Below are 17,055 nucleotides of genomic sequence, written 5' to 3'. Positions count from 1 at the left end.
CATTCTGGAGGTTGGCTCGAAGTCAGGGTTGCTCAGGCTTTCGGCTTGTCGCTGCCCCCAGCGATCTTCGCGCAGCTGCCTGCGGGCACGTAGAGCCACGAATCCGGCTGGTTGTCGGCGGTGGAGGTGCCGGCGCATGAATGCGTCGCGGTCTGGCAGTCGTTCTGGCCAGCCTTGACGACGCCGTAGCACTTCTCGAAGGCGAAGTTCGGCTGCGCGGCCGGGCCGCTATAGGCCGCTGTCGCGGCCAGTGATGTGGCGGCCGCGAGGGCCGATCCGATGAGGGTCCTGGTGTTGATCACGGGCGTGTCTCCTGGTTGGTTTTCGAGGGAACGACTGACCATGCGGCCTGTCTGCAAGCAGTGTCCCCGATCAGACGCCCGAGCTGAAATGCTGTCTCGGCATGGATTTGATACGCGGTCACTATGTTGAAGCCCCTCCCAAGCAAAAGCCCTCCGGCGGGGAACCGGAGGGCTTGGCGCCTGCAGTCGTGAGCGGGGCGAAGCAGGCGCGGCTAGGCGAGAGGGAGGCGCCTAGAAGTATCTGTCTTTGCAGTCGGAGGAGAAGCGTTCGTCCAGGCAGAGATGAGCGGCCAGAAGCCAGTCTTCTGCCCGTTGCCGCCCCCTGTCGCGCATGTCGGTCAGCTCACCCCAGTCGGTCCAGGGCCTTGTGAACAGCGATGCGCCGGCCCGGTGCAGACTGTCGAAGATGGTGTGGATCGGCGTGCACTTGATCGCACGATGATTGGCGGGGAGGCGGCGATCCGCGCAGGGCGTCATGAACAATGCGGGCTTGCCGGTAACGGCCAGCCGATGGCCAGCTTCAGCCGGCTGGGCCGGAGGCAAAGCCGACAGGTCGCCGTCGCCCCAATAGGTGTCGCCGTCGATCTCCACGGCCGGGAAGAGGAACGGGATTGTGGCCGCCGCCAGGATCGCGTCGATCGACAATTGGTCGCCAGTGAAGATCTTGACGGCATCGGTGCGAGCATTCGAAGCGAGAATGCTAATTTTCACAGGGCAGCTCTTCTTGCGGATCTCCGCAATGTCTATTGACTGTTCCAGCATCGATCTCAGGAGATTGGCTGGATCGGCTGCGAACATCGATGCGTGACCGACACGTCGCCAGAAGTTGGCGAGCGCCGTGCGCGCGCCACGCCGACCACCCAAGGCCATGCCATAAGCCAGGACCGCAGCCTCCATCGCGCCGAGCCCGGACGCTGTGATGTTGCCGAAGCAGAGGCCAGGCTCATCCAGCATACGGTCGAGCACGCCCCAAACGAAGGCGCCATGTGCGTCGCTTGCCAGGACGATATCGACGACTTGCCGGTCGTCCATCGCAGGTCTTGCATCGGCAATGACGGGTCTGTCGGTTTCGATTGCGGTCTGGATATGCATCTTCTTGGTCTCCATCCCAAAACGCCAGCCAGGCGTTTGACGAAGAGACTGCCGCATCATCCGCTGTTGGCGAAATGCCAAGGTGGCATGAACTCCATAGGCAGATTGCATTGGCCGCCATCGCATGTGCGCCGCAAGGTTTTGCCAGCCAGGTGAGCAATCGTGGTTGGTCGCTCTGGCCAGCACCACGACGGTCGTCTGGGCAATCGTTCAACAGCCAAAGGAACGCACCATGAGAATACGAACCATGTATCTGGGGGCGATTGCTCTCGGCTTTCTTGCAGGAGGCGCATCCGCCGACCCCCTCAGCAATCTGGCATCTTTCCCGTCGTTCTACACAGATGCCGGGATGAAAACGATGAAGCCGATGGCCGAGTTCAAGAAGGCTTGGCGCGCCACGCCAAAGAAAGATCGGGCTGCAATGAGGAAGGCATGCAACGACCCGGCGATGAGCAAGGCACATGCGCCGTTCTGCGCAAACGTGCTGGCGCTCGGCGGCGCCAACTAGCCGCAAGTCCAGGCCACCAGTGGCTGGATGCAGAACCGGCATAAACTCCATACGCAGATGGCATTGGCAACTCCCACGCAGATTGCAGCAAAGTCCATCTCGGCAAGGAGGAACCGCACAGTTTTAAATTGCTGCCGATAATTACTGCAGTCGTCGATGGGACGATTGCTCAACTCCAGAGAAGGATCATACCATGAATATCAAAGCTATCTGCCTCGGCGCCTTTGCACTTTCCGTTCTCGGCGGCGTTGCGTTCGCCGGCGCGCTGGACGAGCCGTCCAACATGCAGCCCTTCTTCACGGACGCCAGCATGAAGACGATGAAGCCCAAGGCTGAATTCAAGGCCGCCTGGGACGCGATGGCGAAGGACAAGCAGGGCGCAATGATGAAGGAATGCCAGGATGCGGCGATGAGCAAGCCGCACGCCGAATTCTGCGCCAATCTGCAGGCGCTCGGCGGCGCCAACTAAACCGCCCCGCCGCCCCGGACAACACCGGCACAAACATGATGGCGAGCAGCTTGCTCGCCATCATGTTCTTGGCGACGTCCCAGTGCCACGCCGCACACGATGTCCGCAATGCGCGATTCTCGTGACCATGACGGACCGCTATCGACTTTATAGCCGCTGTGCATTGGCGCCGAGACAAGCGTTGCGGCAGGCTCCGAAGCAACGAAAAGCCTCGGACTTTGGGACAAATCGGCATGGACATTCATCACATCCGCTACTTCCTTGCCGTGTGCGAGACGCGCAACTTCACGCGCGCTGGCGAAAAGTGCAATGTCACCCAACCGGCACTGTCGCGCGCCATCCAGCAACTCGAGGACGAGGTTGGCGGCCTGCTGTTTCGCCGTGAACGAAACCTGACGCATCTGACCGACTTGGGCGTGCTGCTGCGACCGCGTTTCCAGCAGATACTCGACGAGCTGACCGGTGTGCGACAGGAAGCGTCGAGGTTCTTGTGCCTGGAAAACGCCAACCTCAAGGTTGGCGTCATGTGCACCATTGGTCCGCGCCGCTTTACGGGCCTGCTGGCCGACTTCAACCGACGTCAGCAAGGCATCCAGCTTCAACTGGTCGAGGGTGTGCCGGCGTCGCTGTCCCAACTGCTTGAATCAGGGGAAATCGACGTCGCCATCATGGCGTCGAGCAACAGCTTTCCAGACCGGTTCGATGTGACCCCGCTTTATCGCGAACGTTTTGTCCTGGCCTTTCCGAACGGCCATCGGCTGGCTCGCAACGACAACGTCGCCATCTCCGAGCTCGACGGTGAAAACTATCTCAGGCGGCTCAACTGTGAGTATCGCGATCACCTCGCCGGACTGTGCACCGATCGCGGCGTGAAGCTCAGGATCTCCTACGCCAGCGAACGGGAGGACTGGATCCAGAACATGGTTTCAGGCGGACTGGGAATCTGCTTCATCCCGGAGTTCAGCGCCGTGATCCCGGGCTTGCAGGTGCGGCCCGTCATCGATCCCGAAGTATGGCGGGAAGTGTCCCTGGTCGTCGTCGCGGGGCGCAGGTTCTCGCCAGCGGCATCGGCCTTCGTCAACAGCGTCAAGGCGCATGGCTGGCCGGAAAGCGCCATCCCTCAAGCGATCCGCAGGACCGCGGCCTGAAGCAAAATCGAAGAAGATCCGGTGCCGCGAGACATATAGTGTCACGCGCCCTCGCACGGCTGCAGTGATCCACGATAGTTTTCAGGTATCGATTTGAGAGCCAGTCAGCATTTCTCTTTTCCTGCTGCTCCGATCACTCTCCTTCCCATGCCCCGCCTCCGGCGTTTGGGCACCGACAAAGGAGAAATACAAGATGGCTACCAAGAAACTCAACCTCGCGTTTGCGGTCGGGCTGCTGGCCGCAACTGCCGCATTTTCGGCGGCTCCGGCCTTCGCAGGCGACTGCCCTGCCGGTCAGGCGGCAACGACCGACATCCAGGAACATCCCAGCAAGCCGGTTGGCGTTGTCGACACGGTTCTCTCCGCGATCGATCTGAGCAGCAAGGGCGAAGCGTGGAAAGGCAACATGCTGCGTTTGCGCAAGCTCGTCGTTCAGCCCGGCGGTGTTGTGCCGTGGCATGAACACAACCTTCGCCCGGCCAACATCCTGATCGTCGAAGGATCGATCACCGAATATCGCAGCACCTGCAAGGTCGGCATCGAGCATCCGGCAGGCGACGTCACCGCCGAGTTCGGCCAGCTCGCCCATTGGTGGAAGAACAACGGCAAGGTGCCCGCGGTGCTCTATTCGGCCGACGTCCTGCCGCCGGCAATGCACGACGACCACATGATGTAACCCGCGCTTCGCGGTGAGCAGTCCAGCTTCAGCAACTGAAAGTACGTCCTCAGGCGGTCGCCTGGGGACGTGTGACACGGAGCCCTGTCATGACGACCAGTGAGCAGACTGAACCGACGCGGCTCCGCATGGTTGCCGCAGACAGCTGGCGCTTCGGCCTGATTGCCCTGATCGCCTTTCTCACGCTTGTCGATCTGTTCGCCACCCAGGCCATCCTGCCTTCGCTGGTGATCAAATTCGGCGTCAGCCGCGCGACGATGGGCTTTGCCGTCAACGCCAGCACCTTCGGCATGGCGGTGGCGGGCGTCGCGGTTGCGCTCTTCGGCAGAAACCTCGATCGCCGCAATGGCATCTGGATCAGCCTTGCGGTGCTGGCGATCCCGACGACGCTTTTATCGCAGACCGACAGTATCGTGGTCTTCGCTTTGCTGCGTGTCGTCCAGGGCTTGTGCATGTCGACCGCATTCACGCTGACGATGGCCTATCTCGCCGAGCATTTTTCCATGGGGCAGACGACGAGTGCGCTTGCGGCCTATGTGACAGGCAATGTCGCCAGCAATTTTTTCGGGCGGCTCATGTCGGCAGCCGTCGCCGATACGTTCGGCATCTCCACCAACTTCCTGACCTTCGCCGCCCTCAATCTGATTGGTGCTGCTCTTGTCTGGTTCACGCTGCAGAAGACATCCGCAATGATGCGTGCCAATGCGGTAGGCGAGATCTGCCCGCGCGGCCTGGAAGGGCCCGCTGGGCAACGCCGAGCTGCGCGCCTGTTTCGCGATAGGCTTCCTGATCCTTTTCGTCTTCATCGGCACTTTCACCTATGTGAACTTCCAGCTCGTCGCCACTCCGTTATCACTGTCGCCGATGGCGCTGGGGCTGGTGTATTTCGTCTTTCTGCCTTCCATGCTGACCACGCCGCTCGCTGGGCGCGTCGCTACGGGCCTCGGCCCAAGGATGGGCATTGGCGCAACGCTTGCGCTCGCGATCCTGGGTTTGCTTTTGCTGCTCACCAACCGCCTTCCCATTGTTCTCGGCGGGATGGCCCTGGTCGCCATTGGCACCTTCCTGGCGCAGGCGATAGCGACAGGACATGTCAGCCGAACTGCCTCGCGCGACCGCGCCGCCGCAAGCGGCATCTACCTTGCGTCCTATTATGCGGGCGGGCTCGCCGGCAGCTTCGTCATCGGACAGGTCTACGACCGGATCAGTTGGACCGCATGTGTGGCCTTGCTCGCGCTCGTTCTCACCGGCGCGATCGTGATCGCCCGTGTGCTGCAGACTCCAAAGGCATGAGACCTGACGACTTAGAATTTAACCATCCAACAAAGGAGACTGAGATGACCAACACCCTGAAAACATTGATCGCCAGCGGCGCCATATTGATGGCGATCGTTCTCCCAGCCGTCGCTTCGGACGGTGTCGTCACTGTGAAGAGCGACTATTCCGTCGCCGAAACCGTCGCCCGCATCAAGAAGGATGTTCTGAAGAAAGGCATCAAGTTCTTCGGCGTCATCGACCAGGCAAAGCTTGGTAAGGATGCAGGCAACGATGTCAGGCCGTCGCGGCTGGTGATGTTTGGCAATCCGGCACTGGGCACGACCTTCATCTCGTCAAATCCGGAAGCCGGACTTGATTGGCCGGTGCGTGTCCTGGTCTACCAGACCGCGGATGGTACTGTTTTTGCCGCCTATAGCGATTTCGACTGGATCGCCAAACGGCATGGCATCACCGACCGCGAGGCGCAGTTCAAGATGGCGACCGAAGTCATCCAATCCGTCACCTCGACGATCAAAAAGAACTGAGCACGAATGATGTATCGGAGACCCGCCGCCCAGCTATGCGACGCCGGTCACTTGTCGCGGCAAGCCTACTCGGCGGCGGACAAGGCCTTCGCTCGCTCGCCGAACCACCTCTTCTGCGTGGCCTCGCGCACCAGCGCGCCAACCGCTGGCGAATGCCTGCGGCCGCGCACGGTGACGAGATTGACCTCGCGCCAGAATTCCGGATCGGTGATCGGCAAGGCCACCACTCCTGGATGCTTGGCGGTATGCTCGGGCATGAAACCGAAACCAAGTCCGGCAGCGATCATCGCGAGCGTCCAATCGTCCCGATCGCTCCAGTAAACAGGGCTGACGGTGACGCCCTGCTCGGAAAGAATGGCATCGGCATAGCCGGCAAATTCACAGTTGTTGCGGTGGATGTAGCTTTCATTGCTCATGTCCTTCACTCGCACACTGCGCTGGTTGGCGAGGCGATGTGTCAGATGGACGGCCATCACCATCTGCTCGCGAAAGAGCGGCAGGGAGTGGACTTCTTCGTCGGGCACGTTCGACGGCAATGCGTAGATGGCGGCCTCGAGATCACCCTCGAGCAGTCGCCGCCGCAAACTCGGCGCGTCGGCGTCACAAAGATGAAGCTCCACGCCCGGATGATGGGCGCGGACGGACGAGATGAGTTCGATAATCTCGTCCGGAGCTATGGTGCTCATGATGCCGACCCTGAGCGGGGTCTTCTTCATATGCACATACTGCTCGGCTATCTGCTTTGCCTGGCGAGAGTTCTCGAAAACACCCTCTAGATAGGTCTCGACCATGCGGCCGAGCTCCGTGAGGTGGGTGAAGCGTCGCTCCCGATGAAAAAGCGCGCCGCCAAATTCGTCCTCGAGCAGCTTGATGGCGCGTGAAAGCGCCGGCTGCGTGACGTTGCACTCCTCCGCCGCCCGGGTGAAGTTCAATTCCTTCGCGACGGCCAAGAAATATCTGACCTGGCTGATTTCCACTGCACGCTCCCCCAGCGGGCATGCATACGGCACAACGCGCGTTGCGGCGTGATCTTACTAGTTGCCCCGACGTCAAACAAGCCAAGGCGCCCGTTGGAAGGCTTCGCCGGCATCGAGCTGATGAATCTGACCGTCGGCTATCGAATCCATGTCTCAACGGCATTTCCGCCGCTTCGAGCCCCTCGCCATACTTGGTCCAGAACTCGAGACCTAGGCGCGGAAGCCCGTTGCTAGCAGCCGCTTGTCGGCCAATTCGGCCCGCGGCCCCAACCGAAGGAAACGACGATGCTCAGAGGGAAGACAGCACTGATTACCGGCTCGACCAGCGGCATCGGCCAAGGCATCGCCGAAGCCTTCGCGGCCAAGGGCTGCAACATCGTTCTGAACGGCTTCGGCGATGCCGATGAGATCGAGCTCCTGCGCGCGAGACTTGCCGCCGACCATAAGGTGATGGTTCGCTACGACAATGCGGACATGAGCAGGGGCGATGCGATCACCGCGATGATGGACAAGGCTATTGCCGAGTTCGGCGCGGTCGACATCCTCGTCAACAATGCCGGCATTCAGCATGTCGCGCCGATCGACGACTTTCCGATCGAGAAATGGGAAGCGGTCGTGGCGATCGATCTGATGTCGTCGTTCTACACGATCCGGCGCGCCTTGCAGGCGATGAAAGCACGCAAATGGGGTCGCATCATCAATGTCGCCTCGGCCCACGCCCTTGTCGCCTCGCCCTACAAATCCGCCTACGTCGCCGCCAAGCACGGGGTTGCCGGCTTGACCAAGACAGTCGCGCTGGAGGTTGCCGAGCAGGGCATCACCGTCAATGCGGTTTGTCCCGGATATGTGCTGACCCCGCTTGTCGAGAAGCAGATACCGGACACGGCCAAGGCCCGTGGGATCACCGAACAGCAGGTGATCAAGGATGTGCTACTGGCCGCCCAACCGACCAAGCAGTTTGTGACCGTTGCCCAGGTTGCGGCGCTCTGCCTGTTCCTGGCTTCAGACGATGCGGCATCGATCACCGGCGCCATCATGCCAATCGAAGGCGGCTGGACAGCCCATTGAATCCGGCAACGAGGAGCAAGGCCATGAACAAGATCACTAGAAATCCCGCAGCTTCGGACCCTGTGCCAGATATCGGCCATCAGGCTGATGGTTCGGTCCAGCGCCAGACCGTATTGGTGCTGCAGGGTGGTGGTGCCCTCGGAGCCTACCAGGCCGGTGTCTACGAGGCGCTCGTCGAAGGTGGGATTGAACCAGATTGGGTCATCGGCACGTCGATCGGCGCCATCAACGCGGCGCTGATCGCGGGAAACGAGCCGAAGGATCGGTTGTCGAGGCTTCAGGAATTCTGGGACAGCGTCAGCCGGAGCAGTCCCCTCGACGAGTTCTTCCGGATGATGGTTCCAAGCAACATCTTTGCCAATATGGGCACGGTGATGCGCGGCATACCCGGCTTCTTTGAGCCGAACCCAAGTGCCATGTTTGGGGTGAACCGCGAAGTGGGTGTCGAGAACGCCTCCTACTACACCACCGATCCTCTCAAGAGGACGCTGAATGAACTGATCGACTTCGACTATCTCAACCGGCGCCTTACGCGGCTGACAGTCGGGGCGGTCAACGTCAACACCAGCGAACTGAAATACTTCGACACCCGTGAGATGACGCTGTCAGCGGCGCATATCATGGCATCAGGCGCCTTGCCGCCGGCGTTTCCGGCGGTCTGTATCGACGGCGAGCCCTATTGGGATGGCGGCATCTATTCGAATACGCCGATCGAGGTCGTGCTGGACGCGCGTCCGCGGCGCGACGCGCTGATCTTTGCCGTGAACATGTGGCAGCCCCGCGCCACCGAGCCGAAATCGATCTGGCAGGTCATGGGGCGGCAGAAGGACCTTCAATACGCCAGCCGGGGCCGGAGCCACGTGGCGCGGCAGGAGCAACTGCATCGTCTGCGCCACGTCGTGCGCGAAATGGGAAGGCTGGTTCCCGACGAGCGGCGCGAGGATCCGATGTTCAAGGAACTCGCGTCCTATGGCTGTCCCTCGGTCATGCACCTTGTTCGGCTGCTTTCACCACGCCTCGACGGCGAGGACCACACCAAGGACATCGACTTCACCCGCTCAGGCATCCGCACACGCTGGCAGGCGGGATACGAGCATGGGCAGCGCGTCCTCGCGGAGAAGCCCTGGGAATGCGACGTCGACATGCTGCAGGGCATCGTCATCCACGAATCGCAAGAGTGAATTGTTCGCGCGCGGCGCGGCCGAGCAAACAGGCGGAAAATACAGATGCAGATCATCACTCCGGGAATGCGGCTGGTTCCAGAAGCCGTGCTCGCCAACAACGCCGCGCTTTTCCGCGCGATACCGGAAACTCCATCGCATGCGGACAGTTCGCTTCATCGCGTGGTCATCGTCGGTGGCGGCGCGGGCGGACTGGAATTGGCAACGCGCCTTGGCCGCAAGTTCGGCAAACGGCGACTTTCCGTCACGCTCGTCGACCGCAATCGCACCCACATCTGGAAACCGCTTCTCCACGAGGTGGCATCCGGCGCCCTGAGCGCGTCGAGCGATTCGGTGGAATACATCGCCCATGCCAGCCGCCACCACTATCGATATCGCATCGGTGAAGTTGTCGGTATTGATCGCTCCAGGCGCCAGGTCTTTGTCGCGCCAAGCTTCGACGACGATGGCAAGCAGATCATCCCGCCGCGTGTGCTGGGCTATGACACGCTGGTGCTGGCCGTAGGCAGTGTCAGCAACGACTTCGGCACGCCAGGGGCGGCTCGCCATGCAATCGCGCTCGATACGGCCGAACAGGCCGCCCGGTTCAACAAGCGCATGATAGACGCGTGCCTGCGCGCCAATGCGCAATACCAGCAACTGTCGCCGGGCCAACTCCATTGCGTCATCGTTGGCGCGGGGGCCACCGGCGTCGAACTGGCTGCGGAATTGCACAAGTCGATGCGGGAGATCGCATCGCACAACCTCGACAACATCGATTTTGAAAGGCTGATCCGCATCACCGTCGTTGAGGCAGGGCCGCGCATCTTGCCGGCTTTGCCGGAACACCTGGCACGCGCTTCAGCACGTCTGCTTGTTGATCTGGGGGTCCAGATACGGTGCGGGATCAGGGTCACCGAAGTGACCGAGGAAGGCATCAGGCTTGGTGAGAAATTGTTTGTGCCTGCCGAACTCGTTGTCTGGTCCGCTGGGATCAAGGCCCCGGATTTCCTGAAAAAGCTTGATGGCCTCGAAACAGACAGCATCAACCGCCTGGTCGTGGATGAGACACTGCAAGCCAGAGGGGACGAAAACGTGTTTGCGATCGGCGACTGCGCAAGCTGTGTTCTGCCCGGCGATGACAACCCATTGCCACCGCGCGCCCAGACGGCCCACCAGCAGGCTGATCACCTCGTCAAGGTGATTGCGGCGCGTCTGGTGGGACGGGCCGCACCGGCTTTCCGCTACCGCGATTACGGATCCCTTGTTTCACTCGCCGACTACGGCTCGTTTGGCAGCCTGATCGGCGGTCTGAAGATCGAAGGTCTGCTCGCGCGGCTGATGTATCGCTCTCTCTACAAGTTGCATCTCAAGGCGGTGCACGGCCTAGTGAAAACCGCCCTGGACTCGATTGGCGAGATGGTCGCGAGGCGCACCAGGCCTCGGATCAAGCTTCATTGAACATATACAGGCGGTGCGATGAAAAAGTATGATGTCGTGATCCTCGGCGGCGGCAATGCCGGGATGGGCGTGACGGCGGCTACTCGCGCCGCGGGGCTGTCGGTGGCCATGATCGAGGCACGCGACCTCGGGGGCACTTGCCCCAATCGTGGATGCACGCCGAAGAAGGTGCTCGTCGCGGCGGCCCATGCGCTCCACGAGATCGAACGGGCTGATCGGCACGGGATCACGATCGGCAAGCCGAGGCTCGACTGGCGAGCCCTGATCGAGCGCGAAAAAGACATTATCAATGACATTCCGTCCCGGCTGTCTGGATTGATGGCCAAGCGCGGTGTCGATGTCATCGTCGGCGAGGCCGCTTTCATCGGCAGCAATGCCATCAGTGTCGACGGCCGCGAGCTTGAAGCCAGGAACATTGTCATCGCAACCGGTTCGAAGCCGCGTTCACTCTCAATTCCTGGCGCCGAGCACCTGACGATTTCCGACGATGTCCTGAATGATCCGGTGCTCCCTCGCGCGGTCGTCTTCGTCGGCGGCGGCGTCATTGCCTTCGAACTGGGCCACGTTTATGCGCGCGCCGGCGTGGACGTGACGATTCTCGAAGCATTGCCGCATTTGCTGGGAGCATTCGACGCCGATGCCGTGGCCCAGATACGCAGCGAGAGCGAACGCATAGGCATTCGAGTCCGAACCCTGGCGTGGGTCAAAAGGATCGACAAGGCTAACGGACGATTGCGCATCACTTATTTGGCGGATGGCGTCGAGTATGCCGTGGATGCGGACAGGGTTGTGAATTGCGCCGGGCGAGTGGCCAATGTCGAGGGGCTTGATCTTGGTGCCGGCGTTGTCGTGCACCGCGAAGGCCGTATCGAGATCGACGATCATCTACGGTCGCGGTCGAACCCGGACGTCTATGTCTGCGGTGACGCGGTGTGGAATTCTCCGCAGCTTTCACCTGTCGCGACTTACGAGGGCGGCATCGTTGGCCGCAATATCGTCGATGGACCGAGACACAGGCCGGACTACTGCCAGATACCGGCTGCGCTCTACACTGTCCCCGCCTTGGCCAGCGTCGGGCTGACCGAGGCCAAGGCGAAAGAGCAAGGCGTTGGTGTAAAGGTCCATGTCAACGATATGCTGGGCTGGCTGTCTGCCAGGACTTATGCGGAGACAGTGGCGTGGTCGAAGATCCTCGTCGAGGAAGCGACGGACAGGGTCGTTGGCGCCCACATGGTGGGCCATGCCGGCGAAGAGTTGATCCATCTGTTCGCACTTGCCATGAAACACGGCATCACGGCATCGCAATTGTCCGACATGGTCTACGGCTTCCCGACCTTCTCGTCGGATATCAGGAATATGATGTAACGAATTGAAGGGAGGCCGCGAACAGAATACGAACCCCGCAAGCCTCGATGCATGTTGGGCATCGAAACGATGCAAGGAAAGCATGGCCCTACCCGAGGGGCTGCAATGGTAGGGTGCACGCAATCCATGAAAGTGCAGAGATGGCCGCCGACGACGAGGCAATGACATTTGAACAGTCCGTCCAGGCTGCCATTGAACTTGATGCGTCGCTGAACGAGCGATTGGCGGTGATTGCCGCGGCGGTACGTCGCCTGAATGCGGATTTCGCCGATGCCGTGGACCGCCTGGTGGCGCGTCTGGAGAAACAAGGGGCAGGCGCCATGGCGCCGGCGCCAGGCGATGTCATGCCGGGGTTCCTGCTGCCTGACGACGAGGGCAAGCTGGTCAGTTTGGCCAACGTGCTGGACCGCGGGCCAGCGGTGATCACCTTCCAGCGCGGCCATTGGTGCCCCTATTGCCGTTTGAATGCGGTTGGCATCGTCGAAGCACAGCACGAGATTGCCGCCCTGGGCGGCCAAGTCGTTGTGATCATGCCCGAGCGGCGCAGGTTCGCGATGGCGATGAAGGCCGCGGTCGGGGCGACGTTCCCCTTCCTGACCGATATGGACAATGGCTATGCCCTGTCCCTCAACCTCGCGATCTGGGTCGGAGCGGAGATGGAGCGGCTGATGGGCCTTGGCCTCGATCTCCCCAACTATCAGGGCAACAGCAGCTGGTTCCTGCCGATCCCGGCAACCTTCATCGTTGGAACGAACGGGATAATCACCGATCGCTTCGTCGATCCCGACTACCGCCGGCGCATGGAGATCGACGACCTGATCAATGCGCTCAGACGGGCTCGCTGACGCCAAAAGGCGACCAATCCGTCGACCGCAACAAGTTGAGTAGCGTAGTGGCCACGGGCGAACGGTGTCGGCCGGCGACCGCATAGACGGAGACGACTCGGGAAATATCGACGTCACGAAGCTTGAGCCTGCGGATGTTTGGCGTCCGCGGTGCCGTCACGGAGACGAAGCCAACACCGGCGTTGGCCTCCAGCAGCGCCAGCAGGTCGTGGTCGGTCTCGACTTCATGCGCGGTGCGAGGCGTCAGGCCCTTCGCGGCAAGGCAGCGCGACAGGTCCTCGCTCGTTTCCCAATCGATCCGGCTGAGCACGGGCTCCCCGGCCAACTGGCTCAATGCGACATCGGCCTCGTTGCGGCGGGCGAGCGGATGATCCGAATTCACGACAAGCTCAATGCCCTCCTGGAAGAGCGGCCATGTATCGAGCCTATCCCAAGCCTGCCCCAGTGGACCTGCAACGGCCAGCTCAACCTCGCCATTCTTGAGGGCTTCAACGACTGCGGTCGGTGACCCTCGGTTGATCTTGAGATGCACCCCGGGATAAGCCCGGAAAAGCTCCGTGAACGGTGATACCAGCAGTGCAATGTTGACGCTGTTGGAAATGGTAACGTTGAGAGGCGCCACGTCGCTGCTCTGCACAGCCTTGGCGAGCGACTTGGCGGAAGTGGCGGCATCGTAGCATTGCTGCAGCAGGGGCAGCATGCGCCGCCCGAGTTCGGTCAGGTGTGAGTGCTGGCGTTCGCGCCGAAGGAGCTCTCCACCCAACTCTTCCTCAAGCGTCTTGATCGCACGCGTCAGGGCAGGTTGAGTGACGTTGCACTCTTCGGCCGCCCTCGTGAAGTTCAGCGTGCTGGACAGGGCCAGAAAATAGCGGACCTGCTGCATTTCCATGAATTTTCGCCCCCTCAGCGAAATCCGATTCGTCAGGCATAGCTAATTTGCGACTATGCTAACGCAACAAGAGGCCGAGGCAAAGCGGAGGGGTGGTGGCGGCACAGACCCTGGGCACGAGGCCCTCACGATGCCCGCCGGCTCCAACCGGCGGGTTCGTCAGCGCGACTAGTGTCACATCGCCATTTTTTCACATTCAGCCTGGGCCTTCTTGGTCGACGTATCGATCATGTAGGCTTTGCCTTTGGCGTCAGTCATCATCATCATGCAGTGCTTTATTGGCTTGGCCATCTTCATCATTTCAGCGCCCATCTTTGCATCCGGCATCATCGTTCCCATGTGCCCATCGGGCATGATTGCCGTCACTTCACCGCCCTTCATCATCGACATTTTGCCCATCGCGTCTTCGGCAAGAGCTTGCGAGGCGGAAAGACCGAGGAGGCCCACAATGGCAACGAGCTTGATCGAGTTCATTCACTTACTCCCATTTTGGGCACAATCGCCCTTTTTTGAGTTCGCGAATTCTTGCCGTATCGTTACGCCATCACGAACACGTGACCGCCAACGCGCCAGGCAGGACTCGATCTGGCTGGCGGCGGTTCACCGCCCTTTCACGCCTGCTCAACCACCAGTTCGCTTGTCATGGGGATTCCCCTGAGGGCGCCAAGCACCATGTTGTGGGAGATCGCGCGCTCATGAATCTTCTCCAGATCGGCGCGCGGCGCCGAAGAACACACGGTCGCGCTGAGGTGCAGGGACACATAGCAATGGCGCGCGTCGGTAGGCGCCTTGAGCCCGTCGAGCCCGTCGAACTCGCCGCGCGGGTCGAACACGCCTTCCGCGACGAAATCGACTGAACGCAGATCGACCCCCGCATGCGCTGCCAGCATCGGATAGTCCGAGCCGGCACACACGGCCGCCGCGGCAAAGATCTGCTCCCAGGGGAAGACGGCGGTCGGTGAATTGTCCCTGAGGCTTGCCGGCCGCTCCAGGAGCGGCGTCGTGTAAGGGTCGCTCGATTGCGGATCGAAGCGGTAGCGGGCGCGATAGGTGCCCCGCACCGCGTCACCGTGTTTCTTTAGAACGGATACGATGTCTTTGACCGTGCTGACCGGTTCTCCGAAGACTATTGGCATCTTTACCTCCCTATAAAACGAGAATTCCACTTGCTGTGTCGGTCCCGCAGGTGCCGACGACGTTGCGGCCATCTGACGGCAATCCCGATAATGTGCCGATCGGGTTCGCCCTATTTGGCGGGCGCGGCCGCCTGGGCTTCGCCGCCGAGATCTTTCTTGAACGTTTCGAAATCGACCTGCATGCCGTTGAAGATGGTGCTCCAGTGGCGTGACAGAGCGGCGATAGCGACGGCCTCCTCGATCTCGTCCTGCGTTGCGCCCGCCTGTTTTGCGCTCTCGGTGTCTTCCCAGATGCAATACTGGCAGGGAATTTGGGCGGAGACGGCGAGCGAGATCAAAGCCTTGACCTTCGGCGGCAGGGCCGTTTCGCTCGAGAACTGCAGGGCCTTCACCTCGGCCCAGGCGCCTGGCAGCGCTGCTTTCGAAACCTGATGGAGAAAGCTGGGCACCGAGCCGAGCGTCCGCTCGACGTCCTTGTAGGTGGCGTCGACCTCAGTCTGGCCGGCCCAGCCTGAGCCCGATGACAACAATGTGGCGCAGACGAGCGTCGATGCGAACGCCGTTTGAAGGAAGCATCGCGACTGGCGACGTCCGAGCTTGCCGTGGTGCGTGTTGGAAGCAACATGGGGAACTACGAAGGCGGACATGATCTCTCTCCTCTGTGGAACCATTCGAGTTGGCGCCTTGTGATGGCCGCGTGCTTTAAGGAGTCACGGAGGGGAGAAAAAGTTCGATTAATCGTCCTCGTTTCTGGGCGGACGCGGCGAAAGATGAAGATGCAAGCGTCGGGCCTTGCCGTCTCGCTGAAAGATCACCAGGACGATGCCCGGCGGGCAGTGGAATGGGTCCTCGGGCGGATTGATGAACCGTCCCTCGATGACGGTGACGTGGCTGGCGCTGAGAATGCGCTGTGGTTCGAGGCGGACGCCGGCTTCCGTGTCGGAGTCGACTTCCCCAGCAAGGAATGAGCGACCCAACACGGGTTCGCTTGATCCACGCACCAGGTGAAGGTCTTCCGCAAAGTGCCCGAGGAAGCGGTCGCGCTCGCCGTGTCGGTTGAGTCCGTTGAAGATTTCGAAATAAAATTGCTGGCGCGAGCGAGACTGCGAGCGAGCGTCTGCGTCGACCAGGCCTGCCGTTTCGAGCAGCATCTCGGCCAGCTTGCGTTTGGCTTCTGACAAGCGGCTGCGAACCGTCCCGATCGGGACGGCCAGAATGGCGGCCAGTTCCTCATAGGATTGATAGCTGCCGAAATAGCGCAACATGGCGGTAGCCTGCAGCGGCTCGGGAAGTTTGCGCAAGGCGTCCCAAACCCATTCGCGAAGCGCGGTCTTCTCCAGCTTTTCCTCGATGCTCGCGCGTTCGTCCGGGCGGTCGGGAATGTCGGCGGTCAGGATCTCGCGTCGTCGTCGACGCAATTGTTGCAGGCAACAGCGGTGCAGCACGGTTCGAAGCCAGCCACCGACCGCTTGCGGATCCTTGAGTTCACCGATGCGCCGTAGCGCGATCAGGAAAGTCTCATGCACGGCATCTTCGGCGTCCGACCCATAACCGAGCATGTTCAGCGCTGTCGCGTAGAGCCGCGCGCGATGGCGTTCCAGCAGCAGGCCGAGGCAACGACAATCGCCGCCTTGAGCAGCAAGGGTCAGTTCGGCATCATTCGGCAGGATATGAGTTTCGTAGCCCATGGATTGAAGATGCATCAACCGGCGAAAAAGTTCGAATGCTGGTTCAGGCTTCGTCAAGATCCGTGTTCTGCCGGCACCAGTTCACCAATGAGCTTTGAGCGGGCTTCGAATTGAGGTCAACCGTCGCTCCCCGATCTATGGCGTGCAGTGCGTCGTCACTTCACCTCCGCAACGACCGGCCCTGAAACGGGGTCCGTGAGGCCAAGCTCGCCGCCAAGATCTTCAAGCAGATCGCGCATTGTATCCAGAAGGCCGATCATTTGCGGACGAGCCGCCGCGAGACTGTCCATGTCCTTCCACTCACCGATCACGCAGAAAGTGCGCTCGCCAGTCTTGATCAAGGCGCCCTTGATAAATCCCTTGGCCTTGAGGGAAGCCTTCTCATGCGCCTCGACAAAAGCCTTTTCTTTGCCGGGCTTGGTTCGAAAGCGAACGACGTTGTAGGCGGTCATGATTTCCTCCGATCGGT

Annotated in this window: 19 protein-coding genes and 1 pseudogene; 11 read left to right on the top strand and 9 right to left on the bottom strand. The window is 61.0% G+C overall.

Features of this window, described 5'->3' with window-relative positions; genetic code table 11:
• Positions 1-32: 32 nt before the first annotated feature.
• Both AC56QP_RS10755 and AC56QP_RS10750 read right to left on the bottom strand, forming a co-directional pair.
• Entirely contained in the window at positions 33-302 is a 270-nt protein-coding gene (locus tag AC56QP_RS10755; RefSeq protein WP_091579966.1) for a BufA1 family periplasmic bufferin-type metallophore, read from the bottom strand.
• A gap of 231 nt (positions 303-533) precedes the next feature.
• Positions 534-1,583, bottom strand: a complete 1,050-nt coding sequence (locus tag AC56QP_RS10750) for a patatin-like phospholipase family protein (RefSeq protein WP_497109038.1) — start codon at positions 1,581-1,583, stop codon at positions 534-536.
• Positions 1,584-1,641: 58 nt separating this feature from the next.
• On the opposite strand from AC56QP_RS10750, the gene AC56QP_RS10745 reads away from it, so the two are divergent.
• The 6 genes and pseudogenes from AC56QP_RS10745 (at position 1,642) to AC56QP_RS10720 (ending at position 5,997) form a co-directional block, all read left to right on the top strand.
• Positions 1,642-1,902: a hypothetical protein gene (locus AC56QP_RS10745; protein ID WP_489859733.1), complete on the top strand. Its 261-nt coding sequence runs from the start codon at positions 1,642-1,644 to the stop codon at positions 1,900-1,902.
• 193 nt (positions 1,903-2,095) lie between these two features.
• The gene (locus AC56QP_RS10740; RefSeq protein WP_091579974.1) at positions 2,096-2,371 is read left to right on the top strand and encodes a hypothetical protein; all 276 of its coding nucleotides are present in this window, start codon (positions 2,096-2,098) and stop codon (positions 2,369-2,371) included.
• 233 nt (positions 2,372-2,604) lie between these two features.
• The gene (locus AC56QP_RS10735) at positions 2,605-3,519 is read left to right on the top strand and encodes a LysR family transcriptional regulator (RefSeq protein WP_256754528.1); all 915 of its coding nucleotides are present in this window, start codon (positions 2,605-2,607) and stop codon (positions 3,517-3,519) included.
• A gap of 193 nt (positions 3,520-3,712) precedes the next feature.
• On the top strand, positions 3,713-4,195 hold the full coding sequence (locus AC56QP_RS10730) for a cupin domain-containing protein (RefSeq protein ID WP_489859734.1): 483 nt from the start codon (positions 3,713-3,715) through the stop codon (positions 4,193-4,195).
• A gap of 89 nt (positions 4,196-4,284) precedes the next feature.
• Positions 4,285-5,488 (top strand): annotated as a pseudogene (locus AC56QP_RS10725) (MFS transporter).
• Positions 5,489-5,532: 44 nt separating this feature from the next.
• Entirely contained in the window at positions 5,533-5,997 is a 465-nt protein-coding gene (locus tag AC56QP_RS10720; RefSeq protein WP_489859736.1) for a DUF302 domain-containing protein, read from the top strand.
• 65 nt (positions 5,998-6,062) lie between these two features.
• On the opposite strand, the gene AC56QP_RS10715 is transcribed toward AC56QP_RS10720, so the two are convergent.
• A complete protein-coding gene (locus AC56QP_RS10715) occupies positions 6,063-6,974 on the bottom strand; it encodes a LysR family transcriptional regulator (protein ID WP_497100563.1) in 912 nt (303 codons plus the stop codon).
• 285 nt (positions 6,975-7,259) lie between these two features.
• Between AC56QP_RS10715 and AC56QP_RS10710 the strand changes: the two genes are divergently transcribed.
• From AC56QP_RS10710 to AC56QP_RS10690, 5 genes are all read left to right on the top strand, one after another.
• Positions 7,260-8,042, top strand: coding sequence for a 3-hydroxybutyrate dehydrogenase (locus AC56QP_RS10710; protein WP_489859737.1), 783 nt, complete (start codon positions 7,260-7,262; stop codon positions 8,040-8,042).
• A 23-nt stretch (positions 8,043-8,065) separates the two neighbouring features.
• Positions 8,066-9,223, top strand: a complete 1,158-nt coding sequence (locus AC56QP_RS10705; protein ID WP_489859738.1) for a patatin-like phospholipase family protein — start codon at positions 8,066-8,068, stop codon at positions 9,221-9,223.
• Positions 9,224-9,268: 45 nt separating this feature from the next.
• On the top strand, positions 9,269-10,663 hold the full coding sequence (locus tag AC56QP_RS10700) for an NAD(P)/FAD-dependent oxidoreductase (protein WP_489859739.1): 1,395 nt from the start codon (positions 9,269-9,271) through the stop codon (positions 10,661-10,663).
• Positions 10,664-10,681: 18 nt separating this feature from the next.
• The gene (locus AC56QP_RS10695; RefSeq protein WP_489859740.1) at positions 10,682-12,028 is read left to right on the top strand and encodes a dihydrolipoyl dehydrogenase family protein; all 1,347 of its coding nucleotides are present in this window, start codon (positions 10,682-10,684) and stop codon (positions 12,026-12,028) included.
• A gap of 140 nt (positions 12,029-12,168) precedes the next feature.
• Positions 12,169-12,873, top strand: coding sequence for a peroxiredoxin-like family protein (locus tag AC56QP_RS10690; RefSeq protein ID WP_489859741.1), 705 nt, complete (start codon positions 12,169-12,171; stop codon positions 12,871-12,873).
• On the opposite strand, the gene AC56QP_RS10685 is transcribed toward AC56QP_RS10690, so the two are convergent.
• The 6 genes from AC56QP_RS10685 to AC56QP_RS10660 all read right to left on the bottom strand — a co-directional run bounded on the left by AC56QP_RS10685 (position 12,857) and on the right by AC56QP_RS10660 (position 17,038).
• Positions 12,857-13,762: a LysR family transcriptional regulator gene (locus AC56QP_RS10685; protein WP_489859742.1), complete on the bottom strand. Its 906-nt coding sequence runs from the start codon at positions 13,760-13,762 to the stop codon at positions 12,857-12,859. The genes AC56QP_RS10690 and AC56QP_RS10685 overlap by 17 nt on opposite strands.
• A 174-nt stretch (positions 13,763-13,936) precedes the next feature.
• Positions 13,937-14,236 carry a hypothetical protein gene (locus tag AC56QP_RS10680; protein WP_489859743.1) on the bottom strand — a complete coding sequence of 100 codons (300 nt, stop codon included), beginning with the start codon at positions 14,234-14,236 and terminating at the stop codon, positions 13,937-13,939.
• 137 nt (positions 14,237-14,373) lie between these two features.
• The gene (locus AC56QP_RS10675) at positions 14,374-14,898 is read right to left on the bottom strand and encodes an OsmC family protein (RefSeq protein WP_489859744.1); all 525 of its coding nucleotides are present in this window, start codon (positions 14,896-14,898) and stop codon (positions 14,374-14,376) included.
• A gap of 110 nt (positions 14,899-15,008) precedes the next feature.
• A complete protein-coding gene (locus tag AC56QP_RS10670) occupies positions 15,009-15,545 on the bottom strand; it encodes a carboxymuconolactone decarboxylase family protein (RefSeq protein WP_489859745.1) in 537 nt (178 codons plus the stop codon).
• An 87-nt stretch (positions 15,546-15,632) separates the two neighbouring features.
• The gene (locus AC56QP_RS10665; RefSeq protein WP_497100564.1) at positions 15,633-16,586 is read right to left on the bottom strand and encodes an RNA polymerase sigma factor; all 954 of its coding nucleotides are present in this window, start codon (positions 16,584-16,586) and stop codon (positions 15,633-15,635) included.
• A 155-nt stretch (positions 16,587-16,741) separates the two neighbouring features.
• Positions 16,742-17,038 (bottom strand): putative quinol monooxygenase, encoded by a 297-nt coding sequence (locus tag AC56QP_RS10660; RefSeq protein ID WP_489859746.1) that lies wholly within the window; start codon positions 17,036-17,038, stop codon positions 16,742-16,744.
• Between the last annotated feature and the right edge of the window lie 17 nt (positions 17,039-17,055).

The organism is Mesorhizobium sp. RCAM 05104 (assembly GCF_059683645.1).
The sequence above is the reverse complement of the archived record's forward strand: the minus strand, read 5'-3'. Positions and strand labels throughout refer to the sequence as shown.

Coding starts and splice junctions, on each gene's coding strand:
- AC56QP_RS10720 (WP_489859736.1), top strand. CDS start 5,533: ATGACCAACACCCTGAAAACATTGATCGCCAGCGGCGCCATATTGATG.
- AC56QP_RS10740 (WP_091579974.1), top strand. CDS start 2,096: ATGAATATCAAAGCTATCTGCCTCGGCGCCTTTGCACTTTCCGTTCTC.
- AC56QP_RS10695 (WP_489859740.1), top strand. CDS start 10,682: ATGAAAAAGTATGATGTCGTGATCCTCGGCGGCGGCAATGCCGGGATG.
- AC56QP_RS10660 (WP_489859746.1), bottom strand. CDS start 17,038: ATGACCGCCTACAACGTCGTTCGCTTTCGAACCAAGCCCGGCAAAGAA.
- AC56QP_RS10745 (WP_489859733.1), top strand. CDS start 1,642: ATGTATCTGGGGGCGATTGCTCTCGGCTTTCTTGCAGGAGGCGCATCC.
- AC56QP_RS10685 (WP_489859742.1), bottom strand. CDS start 13,762: ATGGAAATGCAGCAGGTCCGCTATTTTCTGGCCCTGTCCAGCACGCTG.
- AC56QP_RS10730 (WP_489859734.1), top strand. CDS start 3,713: ATGGCTACCAAGAAACTCAACCTCGCGTTTGCGGTCGGGCTGCTGGCC.
- AC56QP_RS10665 (WP_497100564.1), bottom strand. CDS start 16,586: ATGGGCTACGAAACTCATATCCTGCCGAATGATGCCGAACTGACCCTT.
- AC56QP_RS10680 (WP_489859743.1), bottom strand. CDS start 14,236: ATGAACTCGATCAAGCTCGTTGCCATTGTGGGCCTCCTCGGTCTTTCC.
- AC56QP_RS10690 (WP_489859741.1), top strand. CDS start 12,169: ATGGCCGCCGACGACGAGGCAATGACATTTGAACAGTCCGTCCAGGCT.
- AC56QP_RS10670 (WP_489859745.1), bottom strand. CDS start 15,545: ATGTCCGCCTTCGTAGTTCCCCATGTTGCTTCCAACACGCACCACGGC.
- AC56QP_RS10735 (WP_256754528.1), top strand. CDS start 2,605: ATGGACATTCATCACATCCGCTACTTCCTTGCCGTGTGCGAGACGCGC.
- AC56QP_RS10700 (WP_489859739.1), top strand. CDS start 9,269: ATGCAGATCATCACTCCGGGAATGCGGCTGGTTCCAGAAGCCGTGCTC.
- AC56QP_RS10675 (WP_489859744.1), bottom strand. CDS start 14,898: ATGCCAATAGTCTTCGGAGAACCGGTCAGCACGGTCAAAGACATCGTA.
- AC56QP_RS10705 (WP_489859738.1), top strand. CDS start 8,066: ATGAACAAGATCACTAGAAATCCCGCAGCTTCGGACCCTGTGCCAGAT.
- AC56QP_RS10710 (WP_489859737.1), top strand. CDS start 7,260: ATGCTCAGAGGGAAGACAGCACTGATTACCGGCTCGACCAGCGGCATC.